The following is a 16,213-nucleotide window of genomic DNA, read 5'->3' on the forward strand; positions in this document are numbered from 1 at the left end:
CCACAACTGGAGAGGTGGACCGGCAATCGCACAGAATGCTGAGGTCAGAGGCCCTGTCGGGGGTCGGCGGCTATTCAGCCGGACGGGCCCCGGCGCCTCGACAGTTAGCTTATGCAATGCTAACTTCAGCAAATTAAGTTAGGGGAGACTATCTTCATGGAAAATGGTGGCCGTGGAACTCGCTGATAGTGGTGCGCTCGCAGTTCAGCCGGGCACCTCTCGGCTGGACAACAGGGTCGATGGCGACGTCGTCAGCCGGTTTGCTACCTGCTGCCGGGCACTGGGCATCGCGGTCTACCAACGTCAGCGCCCGGCCGATCTCGTCGCCGCCCGCTCGGGCTTCACGGCGCTGACTCGCGTCGCCAATGACCAGTGCGATGCGTGGACCGGGTTGGCGGCCGCCGGCGACGCGTCCTTCCGGGTGCTTGAAGCGGTCTCGCGCACCGCGGCCACGTGGGGAGTGTTGCAGCGGCAGGTCGACTTGGCGCCCGGCGCCTTGGGCTTCCGCTATGACAGCGGACTGTATCTGCAGTTTCGCGCGGCCAACCCGGACGAGTTCCAGCTCGCCTTCGCGGCGGCGCTGGCAACGGCCGGGCGGTTTGCCGACGCGGATGAGATCGTTACCGGGCTCAGCGCCCGCCGACCGAGCTGGCGTGAGGCGCGGTGGATCTCCGTCGTCATCAACTATCGCGCCGAGCGGTGGTCGGACGTCGTCAAGCTGCTGACTCCGATCGTCAACGACTCCGATCTGGACGAGGCGTACGCACACGCGGCCAAGATCGCCCTGGGTACCGCGCTGGCGCGGCTGGGCATGTTCGCCCCCGCGCTGTCCTACCTCGAGGAACCCGAAGGCCCGGTCCAGGTGGCCGCCGTCGATGGGGCGCTGGCCAAGGCGCTCGTCCTGCGCGTACATGTCGACGAAGAGTCGGCGGTCGAAGTCCTGCAGGACTTGTACGCGGCGCACCCCGAGAACGAACAGGTCGAACAGGCCCTGACTGACCCGAGTTTCGGGATTGTGACCACCAATGCGGCCCGCATCGAGGCCCGCACCGATCCGTGGGATCCGGAAACCGAACCCAGCGCGGAGGACTTCGTCGACCCCGCCGCCCATGAACGTAAGGCCGTGCTGCTGCACGAGGCCGAACGCCAGCTCACCGAGTTCATCGGCCTCGAGGAGGTGAAGAATCAGGTGTCGCGGCTGAAGAGTTCGGTCGCGATGGAGCTCGTCCGCAAGCAGCGCGGGCTCCAGGTTGCGCAACGCGCCCATCACCTGGTCTTCGCCGGCCCGCCCGGGACCGGTAAGACGACCATCGCGCGTGTGGTCGCCAAGATCTACTGCGGCCTCGGCCTATTGAAGCGGGAGAACATCCGAGAGGTGCACCGCGCCGACCTCATCGGGCAGCACATCGGCGAGACGGAAGCCAAGACCAACGCGATCATCGACAGCGCACTGGACGGCGTGCTGTTCCTTGACGAGGCCTACGCCTTGGTGGCCACCGGCGCCAAGAACGACTTCGGGCTGGTGGCCATCGACACCTTGCTGGCCCGGATGGAAAACGATCGCGACCGGCTGGTGGTGATCATCGCCGGCTATCGGGCGGATCTGGACAAGTTCCTGGACACCAACGAGGGTTTGCGGTCGCGCTTCACCCGCAACATCACCTTCCCGTCCTACTCCTCCCATGAGTTGGTGGAGATCGCGCACACGATGGCCGAACAGCGCGACAGCATCTTCGAGAAGGCCGCGCTCGACCACATGGAGGCTCTGTTCGCGAAACTGGCGACGGCCACCACGCCCGACTCCAACGGGATCGAGCGGCGCAACCTCGACATCGCGGGTAACGGCCGGTTCGTCCGTAACATCGTCGAACGCTCCGAGGAAGAACGCGAATTCCGGTTGGACCATTCAGAACAGGCCGGAACCGGTGCGTTCACCGATGAGGAGTTGATGACGATCACCGATCGAGACGTCAGTAATTCGGTGGAGCCGCTGCTGCGCGGCCTCGGACTCTCGGTGCCCGCATGACCAACCCAGAACCGCAGGACGAACGACGTTCGTTTTCCTCGCGTACTCCCATCAACGACAATCCCGACAAGGTGATTTATCGCCGCGGGTTCGTCACCCGGCACCAGGTGACCGGATGGCGCTTCGTGATGCGGCGCATCGCCTCCGGAATCGCCCTGCACGACACCAGGATGCTGGTCGACCCGCTGCGTACCCAGTCGCGGGCGGTGCTGATGGGCGCTCTGCTTTTGATCACCGGCCTTGCGGGTTGCTTCGTGTTCTCGCTGATCCGGCCCAACGGGCAGGCAGGCACCAACGCGGTGCTCGCCGACCGGTCGACCGCCGCGCTGTATGTGCGGATCGGAGAGGACCTGCACCCGGTGCTGAACCTGACCTCGGCCCGGCTGATCGTCGGCAAACCGGTCAACCCGACCACGGTGAAAAGTACTGAGCTGGACCGGTTTCCGCGCGGGAATCTGATCGGCATCCCGGGTGCGCCAGAGCGTATGGTGCAGAACGCATCTCATGACGCGAACTGGACGGTGTGCGACGCGGTCAGTGAGGGGGCCCAGGGTTCGCACGCTGTGCACAGCACCGGCGTCACGGTGATCGCGGGAACGCCCGACAGTAGCGGCACACGTGCCGCGACGATCGCGCCCGCCGATGCGATCCTGGTCGAGTTCACCGGCGATAAGGGCACCAGCACCTGGCTGCTGTGGGATGGCAAGCGCAGCCAGATCGATCTGACCAACCACGCGGTCACCAACGCGCTGGGCCTGGGTGCCGACGTGCCCGCCCCACGGCCCATCGCCGCGGGCCTGTTCAACGCGATCCCCGAAGGGCCTGCGCTGACCGCGCCGGGCATCCCGAACGCCGGCACCCCGGCAAACTACCCCGTCCCGGCGCCGATCGGGGCGGTCGTGACGTCCTATGCCGTCGACCCGGGCAGCGTGCGGCACTACGCGGTGCTGCCCGACGGCCTGCAACCGATCTCGCCGGTACTCGCCGCGATTCTGCGTAACACCAATTCCTATGGCCTGGAACAACCTCCGCGGCTCGGCGCCGATGAGGTGGCCAAGCTCCCGGTGTCGCGGATGCTGGACACCACGCGCTTCCCCGACCGCCAGGTCACGCTCGTCGACGCGGCCAGGAACCCCGTCGCGTGCGCGTACTGGAGCAAGCCGGCCGGGGCCGCCAGCAGCTCGCTGAGCCTGCTGACCGGGTCGGCGCTGCCCGTGCCTGACGGCGTTCGCACCGTGAACCTGATCGGTGGTGACTCCCAAGGGATAGCCACCCGGGTCGCCCTGGCGCCGGGCACCGGCTACTTCGCTCAGACCGTCGGTGGCGGCGCGACCTCGCCGGGCACCGGATCGCTGTTTTGGGTGTCCGACACCGGAGTGCGCTACGGCATCGACAACGAGGCCGAGAACGGAGCCGCCGGACGCGGCAAAACCGTTGAGGCCCTGGGGCTAACCCCACCCCCCGTTCCCATTCCCTGGTCGATACTGTCGCTGTTCGCGACGGGCCCGACGCTATCGCGCGCCGACGCGTTGCTCGCACACGACGGCTTGGCGCCCGATAGCAGGCCCGGACGTCCGGTGTCGGCCGAAGGAGGACCCCGATGAGCCGACTGATCTTCGAAGCCCGCCGGCGCCTGGCGCCGCCGAGTACGCGCCAGGGCACCATCACGATCGAGGCACCTCCCGAGCTACCTCGGGTGATTCCGCCGTCGTTCCTGCGCCGAGCCATGCCCTATGTGTTGGTGATCCTGATCGTCGGCATGATCGTCGCCCTGGTCGCCACCGGGATGCGGGTGATTTCCCCGCAGACGCTGTTCTTCCCGTTCGTGCTGCTGTTGGCCGCAACCGCGCTCTATCGCGGCAACGACAACAAGATGCGCACCGAGGAGGTCGACGCCGAGCGCGCCGATTACCTGCGCTACCTGTCGGTGATCCGGGACAACATCCGGACCCAGGCCGCTCAGCAGCGCGCCGCCGCACAGTGGTCGCATCCCGAGCCGGCCGCCCTGGCAACGGTGCCCGGATCTCGCCGCCAGTGGGAGCGTGACCCGCACGACCCCGACTTCTTGGTGTTACGGGCCGGGCGCCACCAGGTTCCGCTGGCCACCGCGGTGCGGGTCCAGGATACGGCCGATGAGATCGATCTGGAACCGGTGTCGCACAGCGCATTACGGAGCCTGCTCGACACCCAGCGCACCATCCGCGATGTGCCCACCGGAATCGATTTGACCAAAGTCTCCCGGATCACCGTCCTCGGCGAGGCGGACGAGGTGCAAGGGGCGTTGCGGGCCTGGATCGCCCAGGCGGTGACCTGGCACGACCCGACGGTGCTGGGGGTGGCGCTGGCTACCCGCGATCCGGAAAGCCACGCCTGGTCGTGGCTGAAGTGGTTGCCCCACATAGACATTCCCGGCGAGGTGGACGGTGTCGGGCCCGCCCGTTTCCTGTCTTCAGACCCCGATGAGCTGGTCACGCTGCTGGGGCCCGCGCTGGCCGACCGCCCGGCCTTCACCGGGGGCCCGGCCGATGCGCTGCGGCACCTGTTGATCATCATCGACGATCCCGACTACGACGTGAACGCCTCGGCGCTGGCGATCGGCCGGGCCGGAGTGACGGTCGTGCACCGCACCACGACTTCGCCTCACCGCGAACAGTATTCGGACCCGGAAAAGCCGATTCTGCGCGTCATCGGGGGGGATGGCGGAGGCAGTCGAGCCGGGGCCATCCAACGCTGGCAGACCGGCGGCTGGCGGCCCTTCATCGACAACGCCGATGGACTCGGCGCCGACGAGGCCGCCCACCTGGCCCGTCAGTTGTCGCGCTGGGATTCCAACCCCACCCACACCGGGCTGCGCTCGGCGGCGACCCGGGGCGCTACGTTCACGACGCTGCTGGGTATTTCGGACGCGTCGCAGCTGGATGTGCCGACGCTGTGGGGACCGCGGAGCCGCGACGACGAGTTGCGGGTGCCGATCGGTGTCACCGCGACCGGTGAGCCGCTGTACTTCGACCTCAAGGACGAAGCCGAGGGCGGGATGGGGCCGCACGGCCTGATGATCGGTATGACCGGTTCCGGCAAGTCGCAGACCTTGATGTCAATTCTATTGTCGCTGTTGACAACTCATTCGGCTGACCGGCTGATCGTCATTTATGCCGACTTCAAGGGTGAAGCCGGTGCCGACAGCTTCCGGGACTTCCCACAGGTCGTCGCGGTGATCTCGAACATGGCCGAGAAGAAGTCGCTGGCCGACCGGTTCGCCGATACGCTGCGCGGTGAGGTCGCCCGCCGTGAAACATTGCTCCGCGAGGCCGGCCGCCGGGTTCAGGGCAGTGCGTTCAACTCGGTGGTCGAATATGAAAACGCCATCGCTGCCGGACATGACCTGCCGCCGATCCCGACGCTGTTCGTGGTCGCCGACGAGTTCACGCTGATGCTCGCCGACTACCCGGAGTACGCCGAACTGTTCGATTACGTGGCGCGCAAGGGCCGCTCGTTCCGCATCCACATCCTGTTCGCCTCCCAGACGCTGGATGTCGGAAAGATCAAGGACATCGACAAGAACACCTCGTACCGCATCGGGTTGAAGGTGGCCAGTCCCAGCGTTTCTCGCCAGATCATCGGCGTGGACGACGCGTACCACATCGAATCGGGCAAAGAGCACAAGGGCGTGGGCTTCCTGGTTCCCGCTCCCGGTGCCGCCCCGATAAAGTTCCGCAGCACCTATGTCGACGGCATCTACGAGCCACCGCGGACCGCTAAAGCCCTTGTGGTGCAGTCCGTTCCGCAGCCAAAGCTGTTCACTGCGGGACGGGTGGAGCCCGATCAGGGCACGGTCATCACCGGGCCGGACCAAGAAGAGCTGGGCGGTCCGCCGCGCAAGCTGATCGCGACGATCGGCGAGCAGCTGGCCGGCTACGGGCCGCGGGCACCACGGCTGTGGCTGCCGCCGCTGGACGAGCAGATCCCGTTGACCACGGTACTGGCTCATGCCGAGCTGCCGGAACGGCAGTGGCGTTGGCCGCTCGGCGAGATCGACAAGCCATTCGAGATGCGGCGTGACCCGCTGGTGTTCGACGCCACGTCGGCTTCCGGCAACATGGTGATCCACGGCGGCGCCAAGTCCGGTAAATCGTCTGCACTGCAGACATTTATCCTCTCCGCGGCCAGCCTGCACTCGCCGCGCGATGTCACGTTCTACTGCCTGGACTACGGCGGCGGACAGCTGCGCGCTCTGGAAGATCTTGCGCACGTCGGCAGCGTGGCATCGCCGCTGGAACCCGAGCGCATTCGCCGTACCTTCGGCGAGCTCGAGCAGCTGCTGGTGTCCCGGCAGCAGCGAGAAGCCTTCCGCGACAAGCACGGTTCGACCCACGACGATGGCTTTGGCGAGGTGTTCCTGGTCATTGACAATCTCTACGCGTTCGCCCGGGACAACACCGACCAGTTCAACACGCGTAACCCGTTGCTGGCCAAGGTGACTGAGCTCGTCAATGTCGGCCTCGCGTACGGCATCCACGTGATTATCACCACCCCGAGCTGGCTGGAGGTGCCGCTCGCGATGCGCGACGGCCTCGGGCTGCGCCTCGAGCTCAAACTGCACGACGCGCGGGACAGCAATGTGCGCGTGGTCGGGGCGCTGCGCCGCCCGGCCGACGCCGTGCCGGCCGACCAGCCGGGCCGCGGGTTGACCATGGCCGCCGAACACTTCCTGTTCGCGGCTCCCGAGTTGGATCATGTGGCCGCGATCAATGCCCGTTACCCGGGCGTGGCGGCACCGCCGGTTCGGCTGCTGCCGACCAACCTGGCACCCGATGCCCTGGGGCCGTTGTATCGGGGAGCGGAGCAAGTCGTCATCGGCCAGCGCGAAGAGGACCTGGCGCCGGTCGTGCTCGACTTCGCCGAGAACCCGCTGCTGATGGTGTTCGGCGACAGCAAGGCGGGCAAGACCACGCTGCTGCGGCACATCATCCGCACCATCCGCGAGCACTCAGACGCGGACCAGGTGGCTTTCACGGTGCTGGATCGGCGGCTGCATCTCGTCGACGAGCCGCTCTTCCCGGACAACGAGTACACCGCCAACATCGACCGGATCATCCCGGCGATGCTCGGCCTGTCCAACATCATCGAGTCGCGGCGCCCGCCGGCGGGCTTGTCGGCAGCGGAGTTGGCCCGGTGGAGCTACGAGGGACACACCCATTACCTGATCATCGACGACGTTGACCAGATTCCGGACGCCCCGGCGATGAGTGGCCCGTACGTTGGGCAGCGGCCATGGACCAGCCTCATCCCCGAACTCAGCCAAGCCGCTGATCTGGGGTTGAGGGTGATCGTCACGGCACGGGCCACGGGGTCGGGGCACGCGCTGATGACCAGTCCGTTGCTGCGCCGATTCAACGACCTGCAGGCGACCACGTTGATGCTGGCGGGCAACCCGCAAGACAGCGGCAAGATCCGTGGTCAACGGTTTGGCCGGTTGCCTGCTGGACGAGGAATTCTGTTGGGAGACAGTGAAAGTCCGACGTATGTGCAGTTGGTCAACCCGTTGGTTGGCGAATCTGTTGTAGGGGGAGCCGACGAAGGTTTCGCCCGCTGATGGTGGTTAGTGAAACAGCAACAGAAGGACCACAGAAGGAGGGGTTATGACGTTGCGAGTTGTTCCTGAGGGCCTGGCGGCGACGAGTGCGGCGGTGGAGGCGCTGACGGCGCGGTTGGCGAGCGCGCACGCGGCGGCCGCACCGGCGATCACCGCAGTAGTGCCGCCCGCGGCAGATCCGGTGTCGCTGACGACGGCCGCCGGGTTCAGTGCCCAGGGCCAGCTGCACTCCGCGGTGGCCGCCGAGGGTGTCGAGGAATTGGGCCGCGCCGGTGTGGGTGTGGGCGAAGGTGGGGCGAGCTATCTCGCGGGTGACGCCGCGGCAGCCGTCACGTACGGAGCGGCGGGCGCCTGATCATGACCGCGCCCATCTGGATGGCTGCTCCGCCCGAGGTGCATTCGGCGTTGCTGACCGCTGGTCCCGGACCGGGGCCGCTGTTGGCGGCCGCCGGGGCATGGACCTCGCTCAGCACCGAATACGCTGACGCGGCAGCCGAACTCAGTGGGCTACTGGCGGAGGTACAAGCGGGGGCGTGGGAAGGGCCGACCGCCGAGCAGTATGCGGCCGCGCATGTGCCATATCTGGCGTGGCTGATGCAGGCCAGTGCCGACAGCGCTGGTGTGGCCGCTCAGCACGAGGTCGCGGCGGCGGCATACACCGGCGCGCTCGCGGCCATGCCGACGCTGGCGGAGTTGGCCGCCAACCACACCATCCACGGAGTGTTGGTAGGGACGAACTTCTTTGGGATCAACACGATTCCGATTGCGGTCAACGAGGCCGACTACGCGCGGATGTGGGTCCAGGCCGCCACGACGATGAGCACGTATCAGGTCGTCTCCGGTGCGGCGCTGGCGGCGGCGCCGGAGCTGAGCCCGGCGCCCAACGTGCTGCGCCCCGGTGCCGAAGCCAACAACTTCTCGACCCTGGCCGCGCCGAACGACTCCGACTCCGGCAACTGGCTGGACAATCTGCTCAAGCAACTGCAGCAGTTCTTCCAGAACCTGTCCGACATGATCCAGCAGTTCATGCAGGCTTTGGGGCCCTTCCTGGTGGCCAACGGCCCGCTGCTGTTCTTTATCGCCTACGAGGCGTTTTTCATTCCATTCGGTACTACGTTCTGGACCGTGCTGTTGACGGCGCCGTTCCTGTTGATACCGCTCATTATCGGCCTCGGCGCCTACTTTTATTTGCAGAATCCCGACGCCGCGCCCGCCGAGGCCCTGCCACCGGCACCGGCTCTCGCGTCTGAAGCTCCCTCGATGCCTCCGGTGGCCGCCATGGCCCCACCGGCGCCGGCGCCCGCTTCGGCTCCGGCGTCCGCGCCCGCCTCGGCGGCCAGTCCGGCGCCCGCGCCGGCACCGGCGCCGGTCGCCGGGACTTTCGGTTACGCGGTCGCCGCCGGCGGCGACCCGGAAACCGGGTTTGGCCCGACGCTGGGTGGCCGCAGTGGGGTCAAGGCGCCGGCCGCGACGATCCCGGCCGCCGCTGCGGCGGTGCCGGGTCGGGCAGCCGCGGCGCGCCGGCGCCGCCGTGCCGCAATGCGTGACCACGGCGACGAATTCCTCGATATGAACGTCGATGTCGACCCGGACTGGGGTGGCCCGGCGGACGAAGAGCTACTGGCTGCTGCCGCGATGGCTTCGGGAAGTGGGGCCGGACGACTGGGGTTCGCCGGGACCGCGCACAAGGACGCGGATCTGCGGGCGTCGGGACTGACCGAGATGGCCGGCGATGAATTCGGCAGCGGCCCGCGGATGCCGATGGTGCCGGGCACCTGGGACCAGAACGGCGAGGGCTCGGGTGGGCCCGATGAAGCGGGGGGAGGGGGCCCCGAAAGTTAGCAATATGTCAGCCAATAACCGAAATCGTAAGGGACGGAAGAGAAAGGAAACATCATGAGTCTTCTGGATGCTCACATTCCGCAGTTGGTCGCCTCGCAGTCGGCGTTCAGCGCCAAGGCGGCCCTGATGCGCAGCACGATCAACGGGGCCGAGCAGGAGGCAATGTCCGCCCAGGCTTTCCACCAGGGTGAGTCGTCGGCGGCGTTTCAGGCCGCGCACGCCCGATTCGTGGAAATGGCCGCGCGGGTCAACACCCTGCTGGACATCGCCCAGGCCAACCTCGGTGACGCAGCGGGCACCTATGTGGCCGCCGACGCCGCTGCCGCGTCCGGCTACACCTCGTTCTGAGCCGACCACTAGTAACCGCGAAAGGACTTGAGATGTCGCAGATTATGTACAACTACCCGGCGATGCTGAGCCATGCCGCCGACATGTCCGGCTACGCCGGCACGATGCAGGGGCTGGGCGCCGATATCGCCACCGAACAGGCCGCACTGCAGAACGCCTGGCAGGGTGACACCGGTATGACCTACCAGGTTTGGCAGGCGCAGTGGAACCAGGCCATGGAGGCGTTGGTGCGGTCCTACCAGGCCATGGCCAGCACACACGAGAACAACACGCTGGCCATGTATGCCCGCGACACGGCTGAAGCCGCCAAGTGGGGCGGCTAGTCCCGCCTCGATGAGTGTCGAGCCCAATGCCGTCGAGCTGACGGTCGAAAACGCGTGGTTTATCGCGGAAACCAGTGGAGCAGGTAGCTTCCCATGGGTTTTGGCGATCACGACGCCATACCGCGATGCCGCGCAACGAGCCGCGTTCTTCAAAAGTCAGAAGGACGAGTTGACCCGGATGGGTCTGATGTCACCGGACGGTGTGGTGAATCCGGCGGTCGCGGACTGGATCAAAGTGGTGTGCTTTCCCGACCAATGGCTTGATTTGCGCTATGTGGGCTCCGGCGCAGCCGGCGGTGCCGGCGAGTTGCTGCGCGGCATTGTCGCGCGGCGCGCCGGCAATACCGGCACGCGTTCGGCGACCATCGTCGCGCTGCGTAGCGCGCAGCTGGTCACCTTCACCGCCATGAACATCGACGATGCCCGGGCGCTGGTTCCGGTCCTCGGTGTCGGCATGGGCCAGCGGCCGCCGGCGCAGTTCGCGGAGTTCAGCATGCCGGCGCGCGTTGGAGCCCGGGCTGACGAGCGACTGCGCTCCGGTGCGCCGCTGGCGGAAGTCCTTGACTACCTGGGTATTCCGGAATCGGCGCGAGCGGTGGTGGAATCCGTTTTCACCGGCCCGCGTAGTTACGTGGAGGTCGTCGCCGGCTGCCATCGCGACGGCCGGCATGCCACCACCGAAGTCGGAATGAGCATCGTGGACACCACCGCGGGCCGGATCCTGGTCAGTCCGTCCCGCGCGTTCGACGGCGAATGGGTCTCGACGTTCAGTCCGGGAACACCGTTCGCGATTGCCGTCGCGATCGAGCATTTGACCGCCTGCCTGCCCGATGGCCACTGGTTCCCCAATCAGCGGCTGTCCCGAGATTTGTCCACCCAATACGCGTAATCGCAACGAAATAGAGAGAGAACACGATGTTCCAGGAACGGCCGCAGTCTAATTCGAGGGTCCGGTGACGTCCGGCGCCGTCATGCCAATCGTTCGCGTGGCAATCCTCGCGCACAGCAGGCTGACAGAAGTTGCCCTGCCCACCGAACTGCCGCTGCGCGAAATCCTGCCCGCGGTACAGCGATTGGTGGTCCCGACAGCCCAGAACGGTGATGGTGGTGACCCCGAGGGTGCAGCGCGCCCCGGTGCGGTTTCCCAGCTGAGCCTGGCGCCCATCGGCGGAGCGCCGTTCAGTCTGGACGCCAGCTTGGACACCGTCGGCGTCGTCGATGGGGATTTGCTTGCGCTGCAGCCGGTCCCGACCGGCCCGGCCGCACCAGGCATCGTCGAGGACATTGCCGACGCAGCGATGATCTTCTCGACATCACGGCTGAAGCCATGGGGTATAGCGCAGATCCAGCGCGGGGCGCTGGCCGCAGCGATCGTCGTGGCCTTCCTGGCGACGGGCCTGGGCGTGAGCTACCGCGTAGCCACCGGCGCGCTGACCGGACTGGTCGCGGTCAGCGTGATCGCGGCGGTGACCGCGATCACCGGTTTGTTCGTCACGCTGCGCTCGGAACGCACCGGAACGGCGCTGTCGATGGCAGCGCTGGTGCCCATCGGCGCGGCCCTGGCATTGGCGGTGCCCGGAAAGTTCGGGGCGGCACAGCTGGTGCTGTCCGCGGCCGGGGTGACCGCGTGGTCGCTGATCGTCCTGATGGTGCCGAGCAACGAGCGCGAGCGGATCGTGGGTTTCTTCACCGCGACTACCGTGCTCGGGACCGGGGTGTTGTTGGCCGCCGGCGCCGAATTGCTCTGGCGGCTACCGATACTGGCTATCGGCGGTGGATTGATCGTGGCGGCGCTGCTGGTGATCATCGAAGCGGCGCAGCTTTCCGCGCTGTGGGCGCGCTTCCCGTTGCCGGTCATTCCGGCGCCCGGTGACCCGAGTCCGTCGGCGCCCGCGCTTCGGGTGCTCGAGGACCTGCCTCGGCGGGTGCGCATCGGTGATGCTCATCAGAACGGCTTTATCGCCGGCGCCGTGCTGCTCAGTGTCCTGGGCTCGGTGGCGATCGCGTTGCGCCCCGAGTCGTTGAGTGGATGGGGCTGGTACGTGGTGGCGGCCATCGCGGCTACCTCGGTCCTGCGTGCCCGCGTGTGGGATTCGGCCGCCTGCAAGGCCTGGCTGCTGTCCCAGCCCTACCTGGTCGCCGGTGCCCTGCTGGTGTTGTATGCCTCGACCGGACGCTTCTTCGCCGCACTCATCGCGGCGGTGGTGCTCGTCGCGCTGGCGTTGGCGTGGGCCGTGGTGGCGCTGAACCCGGGCATCGCCTCGCCCGAGACCTATTCGCTGCCGCTGCGCCGGCTGTTGGGCTTCGTCGCGGCCGGCCTGGACGCCTCGTTGATTCCCGTCATCGCCTATCTGGTCGGTCTGTTCGCCTGGGTGCTCAATCGATGATTCGTGCCGGATTCGCTTGCCTCACGGCGGCGTTGGCCTTTTCGCAAGCCGTTGCGCCATGGGCTTGTCCACCAGCGTCGGCGATCAGCCAGCCGGTGGTCGACCCGGGTGCGCAACCGCCCAGCGGAACTGCGGGACCGGTGCAGCCGATGGAGCAACGCGGGCCCTGCAGCACTTCCGGTGTCATCCCGGGGAGCGATCCCGCTGCGGTGACCCGCAGCCAGGCGATGCTGAATCTTCCTGCGGCATGGCAGTTTTCCCGCGGTGAGGGTCAGCTGGTGGCAGTGCTCGACACCGGCGTGCGGCCGGGGCCTCGGCTACCCAATGTCGATCCCGGTGGCGATTTCGTGGAGACGACGGACGGACTGACCGACTGCGACGGGCACGGCACGCTGGTGGCCGGAGTCATCGCCGGCCAGCCGTCCGCCGAGGACGGCTTCTCAGGGGTCGCCCCCGCCGCGCGCGTGTTGGCGATCCGGACGGCGTCCGGCAAGTTCTCGCCGCGCTCGCCGGGCGGCGATCCGATGGTGGCGCGGGTGTCCCTCGAGGTCGCCACGCTGGGCCGGGCGATCGTGCATGCGGCCGATCTCGGGGCCCGGGTGATCGACATCTCGGAGGTAACGTGCGTACCCGCCGATCGACCCGTCGATCAGGCCGCGCTCGGGGCGGCGATCCGCTACGCTGCGGTGGACAAGGACGCCGTGCTCGTCGCGGCCGCGGGCAATACCGGGGCGACCGGATCGGTCGGCGGCGGAATGTCCTGTGAGTCAAACCCGCTCACCGATCTTGGCCGACCGGACGATGCGCGGAATTGGGCCGGCGTCACGTCGGTGTCCACTCCGTCGTGGTGGCAGCCGTACGTGCTGTCGGCGGCCTCCCTCAACCCGGATGGGCAACCGTCGAAATTCACCATGTCCGGGCCGTGGGTGGGTATCGCGGCGCCGGGCGAAAGCATTGTGTCGGTGAGCAATCGCGACGGCGGCAGCCTCGCCAACGGCCTGCCCGACGATCATCAGCAACTGAGCGCGCTCAGCGGCACCAGCTACGCCTCCGGCTACGTATCGGGCGTCGCGGCGCTGGTCCGCAGTAAGTACCCCACGCTGTCCGCCACGGAGGTGGTGCGCCGGATCACCGCGACCGCGCACAACGGTGCCCGGGCCCCGTCCAACATCGTCGGCACCGGCAGCGTGGACCCACTGGCAGCCCTGACGTGGGAATTGCCCGCAAGCACCGGGGCCGCCGCAACGCCGGCGAAGCCGGTCGCCGTGCCCCCGGCACCGGCGCCCAAAGACAACACCCCGCGGACCGTCGCGTTCGTCGGGACCGCCGCGCTGGCATTGATTGTCGCGGCGGTTGCCGCCGCAACCGCAATCGCCGCGCGCCGACGGAAGGAGACCACCTCGTGAGCTCGATCCCGATCCCGGGGAGCGCCCGAATCAGCTTGGCGGCACTGGCGATTGTGCCCGCGGCGCTGGCCTACCCTTGGCACTCGAATCGCGACTACTGGCTGATCGGCATCGCCGTGGCGGCGGTGATCGTGTTGTTCGGTTGGTGGCGTGGTCTGCACTTCACCACGATCCTGAGGCGTCGGCTGGCCATCATGGGCCGCGGTTCCAACCGAACGGCGGAACCTGAGACTCAGTCCGCCGTTGTCGCAAAGACAACCGCGTTGGTGCGGATCGGCCCGTCCAGCTCCGACGGCGCGGTGCTTCCGCTGGAGCTGATCGCCCGGTACCTGGACCGCTACGGCATCCGCGCCGACAAGGTGCGTATCACCAGCCGCGACAACGCATCCGACGTCTCACGGCGCGAGACATGGGTCGGTATCACGGTGTCGGCCGCGGATAACCTGCCGGCGCTGCAGGCACGCTCGTCGCGCATCCCGCTGTATGAGACCGCCGAGGTTGCCGCCCGGCGGCTCGCGGACCACCTTCGCGAAATCGGATGGGAAGCGAGCACTGTCGCGCCGGACGACGTGCCACGCTGGCTGCCGGCCAATGCCCGCGAGGCCTGGCGTGCGGTGCAGCGCGGAAGCTCGGATTACGTTGCGGCATACCGGATCGCGGTTGATGCGGCGTTGCCCGAGACCTTGGCGGCGATCCGCTCACATCCGGCCCGCGAGACGTGCACCGCCCTCGAGATCGCCGGCCCGCGGTCGGGAGACCAGAACACGGTCGCGGCCGCGTGTGCCTTCCTCACCGACACGCCACCGGAAGGCGCACTGCCGGTAGCCGGGCTGATACCGCAGCGCGGCAACCAGGGGCCGGCGCTGGCGGCACTGGATCTGTTGTCCACGCAACGACTTGACGGTCACACCGACCCGCCCGGCGATCTGCTGGCGCGCCTGGACTGGCCGACGCCGGTGGCGGGAGCGCATCGCGCGCTGCGAACCGAAGCGGCTAGTCCAGCATAAAGCCGCTCAGGAAGCTGGTCATCCGGCGCAGGTAGTCCAGTTGACTCACATGCAGTACGTGACTGCCGGGAAACCAGTGCAGCGCACAGTGATCCCAGTGTTCCCAGAGCATGACGGCCTGTGCCGGGGGAGCCATCCGGTCGGCGAGGCCGGTGATGATCATCCGCCGGTCCTTGGAAAGCCGCGGTCGGTAGTTCAACGGGCCATGGTAAGCCAGCCCGGCGCTTAGTTCCTCGCGGCTGATGCCGGACAACCCAAGCCCCAGGCCGACCAGTTTGTTGGCCGGGAACCACTGGTCGAACATCGTCGCCGGCGTGACGACCGGACAGTTGGGAACGACGGCCTCCAGCCGGTCGTCGACCGAGGCCACCAGTGCCGAGGTGTAGCCGCCCAGCGAGAGGCCGGTCAGCGCAATGCGGTCAACGCCGGTGTGACGCAAATAGTCGATGATGGACCGGAAGTCGTGTACGGCCTGGGCCATCGACTCGGCGAAGCCGCTGAGTCCGCCGGCGAAATAGCCGAAACCGCTGAACGGCGAGCATTTTTCGGCTCGCTGGCCGTGAAATGGCAACGTGTACAGCACGACGTCGTAGCCGGACCGGTAATACCACGGCATCGAGAAGAAGCGGCCGTTCGCCAGGTACGACGACCCCATGAAGCCGTGGATGACGCACAGCGTGGGGCGCGGTCCGTCGTCATGGCGCCAATGCTGGGCGCGCACGACGTTATTGGACCTCCAGGCATCCCAGCGCTTACGCATCGCGGGGTTGATCGCCGTGAAGCTGCTGGGAAACGAGATGTTGTCGACGGTGCCGCGTGCGATCCATTTCGCCAGCGGGCCCGCCGGTCGCGACGACACCTGTGGCAATTCGGTCGGCGCCGGGAACGACTTCGCCGGGTCATGCTCGGCCGCCAGCTCGGCGTAGAACTTCAGGTTGGCGCGCTCGCTACCGGATTTGGTGTGGCGCAACGAGGTGGCGACGACGACCGGCGCGGTCGTCGCGGCCAGCAGCGACGAGACCCAGGTGCGCAATGCGAGATCGCCGGCGGCGGAGACCGCGACCACCCTGCGTTCATGTGCCGACAATGCCGAGAGCGGAGGCAATCCTTCGGCGCCGGGCGGAACGTCGGCACCGGGAACGTCGGGAACTGGGATGGGCGGATCGATGGGATCTGTTCCGGACGCCACGAATGCCGATGCTATCCCGCCGGAGAAGCCGATCCTGGGCGTTTGACCGGTTCCGGTGCGGATTTCTGGGCCACTCGGGGAGCGCGGGGGCA

The 16,213-nt window shown here is 67.4% G+C and carries 12 protein-coding genes; 11 read left to right on the forward strand and 1 reads right to left on the reverse strand.

Annotation, left to right across the window (positions count from 1 at the left end; all coding sequences use genetic code 11):
• Positions 1-172: 172 nt before the first annotated feature.
• From eccA to eccE, 11 genes are all read left to right on the forward strand, one after another.
• On the forward strand, positions 173-2,026 hold the full coding sequence (gene eccA, locus OK015_RS04300) for a type VII secretion AAA-ATPase EccA (protein WP_442791200.1): 1,854 nt from the start codon (positions 173-175) through the stop codon (positions 2,024-2,026).
• Entirely contained in the window at positions 2,023-3,630 is a 1,608-nt protein-coding gene (eccB, locus tag OK015_RS04305) for a type VII secretion protein EccB (RefSeq protein ID WP_268129509.1), read from the forward strand. Before eccA ends, eccB begins: the two co-directional genes overlap by 4 nt.
• Positions 3,627-7,619: a type VII secretion protein EccCa gene (gene eccCa, locus OK015_RS04310; RefSeq protein ID WP_268129510.1), complete on the forward strand. Its 3,993-nt coding sequence runs from the start codon at positions 3,627-3,629 to the stop codon at positions 7,617-7,619. Before eccB ends, eccCa begins: the two co-directional genes overlap by 4 nt.
• A gap of 46 nt (positions 7,620-7,665) precedes the next feature.
• Complete coding sequence (locus OK015_RS04315) at positions 7,666-7,974, forward strand: PE family protein (protein WP_268129511.1); 309 nt, start codon at positions 7,666-7,668, stop codon at positions 7,972-7,974.
• 2 nt (positions 7,975-7,976) lie between these two features.
• Complete coding sequence (locus OK015_RS04320; protein ID WP_268129513.1) at positions 7,977-9,461, forward strand: PPE family protein; 1,485 nt, start codon at positions 7,977-7,979, stop codon at positions 9,459-9,461.
• Between the two features lie 54 nt (positions 9,462-9,515).
• Positions 9,516-9,809 carry a type VII secretion system protein EsxG gene (esxG, locus tag OK015_RS04325; protein WP_268129514.1) on the forward strand — a complete coding sequence of 98 codons (294 nt, stop codon included), beginning with the start codon at positions 9,516-9,518 and terminating at the stop codon, positions 9,807-9,809.
• Between the two features lie 32 nt (positions 9,810-9,841).
• Positions 9,842-10,132 carry a WXG100 family type VII secretion target gene (locus tag OK015_RS04330; RefSeq protein WP_061558056.1) on the forward strand — a complete coding sequence of 97 codons (291 nt, stop codon included), beginning with the start codon at positions 9,842-9,844 and terminating at the stop codon, positions 10,130-10,132.
• A gap of 10 nt (positions 10,133-10,142) precedes the next feature.
• Positions 10,143-11,021 carry an ESX secretion-associated protein EspG gene (locus OK015_RS04335; RefSeq protein ID WP_268129515.1) on the forward strand — a complete coding sequence of 293 codons (879 nt, stop codon included), beginning with the start codon at positions 10,143-10,145 and terminating at the stop codon, positions 11,019-11,021.
• Positions 11,022-11,103: 82 nt separating this feature from the next.
• On the forward strand, positions 11,104-12,519 hold the full coding sequence (gene eccD, locus OK015_RS04340; RefSeq protein ID WP_268129516.1) for a type VII secretion integral membrane protein EccD: 1,416 nt from the start codon (positions 11,104-11,106) through the stop codon (positions 12,517-12,519).
• Positions 12,516-13,925, forward strand: coding sequence for a type VII secretion-associated serine protease mycosin (mycP, locus tag OK015_RS04345; protein WP_268129518.1), 1,410 nt, complete (start codon positions 12,516-12,518; stop codon positions 13,923-13,925). The genes eccD and mycP overlap by 4 nt, the downstream gene beginning before the upstream one ends.
• Positions 13,922-14,932, forward strand: coding sequence for a type VII secretion protein EccE (eccE, locus tag OK015_RS04350; protein WP_268129520.1), 1,011 nt, complete (start codon positions 13,922-13,924; stop codon positions 14,930-14,932). The genes mycP and eccE overlap by 4 nt, the downstream gene beginning before the upstream one ends.
• Here the strand turns inward: eccE and OK015_RS04355 are convergent.
• Entirely contained in the window at positions 14,919-16,121 is a 1,203-nt protein-coding gene (locus OK015_RS04355) for an alpha/beta hydrolase family protein (RefSeq protein ID WP_268129522.1), read from the reverse strand. The genes eccE and OK015_RS04355 overlap by 14 nt on opposite strands.
• Positions 16,122-16,213 lie beyond the last annotated feature (92 nt).

The sequence above is a fragment of the Mycobacterium sp. Aquia_216 genome, from assembly GCF_026723865.1.
In the GTDB taxonomy this organism is placed as follows: domain Bacteria; phylum Actinomycetota; class Actinomycetes; order Mycobacteriales; family Mycobacteriaceae; genus Mycobacterium.

Excerpts from the sequence above, each read along its gene's own strand:
- eccB (WP_268129509.1), top strand. The coding sequence starts at position 2,023 with ATGACCAACCCAGAACCGCAGGACGAACGACGTTCGTTTTCCTCGCGT.
- eccCa (WP_268129510.1), top strand. The coding sequence starts at position 3,627 with ATGAGCCGACTGATCTTCGAAGCCCGCCGGCGCCTGGCGCCGCCGAGT.
- OK015_RS04315 (WP_268129511.1), top strand. The coding sequence starts at position 7,666 with ATGACGTTGCGAGTTGTTCCTGAGGGCCTGGCGGCGACGAGTGCGGCG.
- OK015_RS04320 (WP_268129513.1), top strand. The coding sequence starts at position 7,977 with ATGACCGCGCCCATCTGGATGGCTGCTCCGCCCGAGGTGCATTCGGCG.
- esxG (WP_268129514.1), top strand. The coding sequence starts at position 9,516 with ATGAGTCTTCTGGATGCTCACATTCCGCAGTTGGTCGCCTCGCAGTCG.
- OK015_RS04330 (WP_061558056.1), top strand. The coding sequence starts at position 9,842 with ATGTCGCAGATTATGTACAACTACCCGGCGATGCTGAGCCATGCCGCC.
- OK015_RS04335 (WP_268129515.1), top strand. The coding sequence starts at position 10,143 with ATGAGTGTCGAGCCCAATGCCGTCGAGCTGACGGTCGAAAACGCGTGG.
- eccD (WP_268129516.1), top strand. The coding sequence starts at position 11,104 with ATGCCAATCGTTCGCGTGGCAATCCTCGCGCACAGCAGGCTGACAGAA.
- mycP (WP_268129518.1), top strand. The coding sequence starts at position 12,516 with ATGATTCGTGCCGGATTCGCTTGCCTCACGGCGGCGTTGGCCTTTTCG.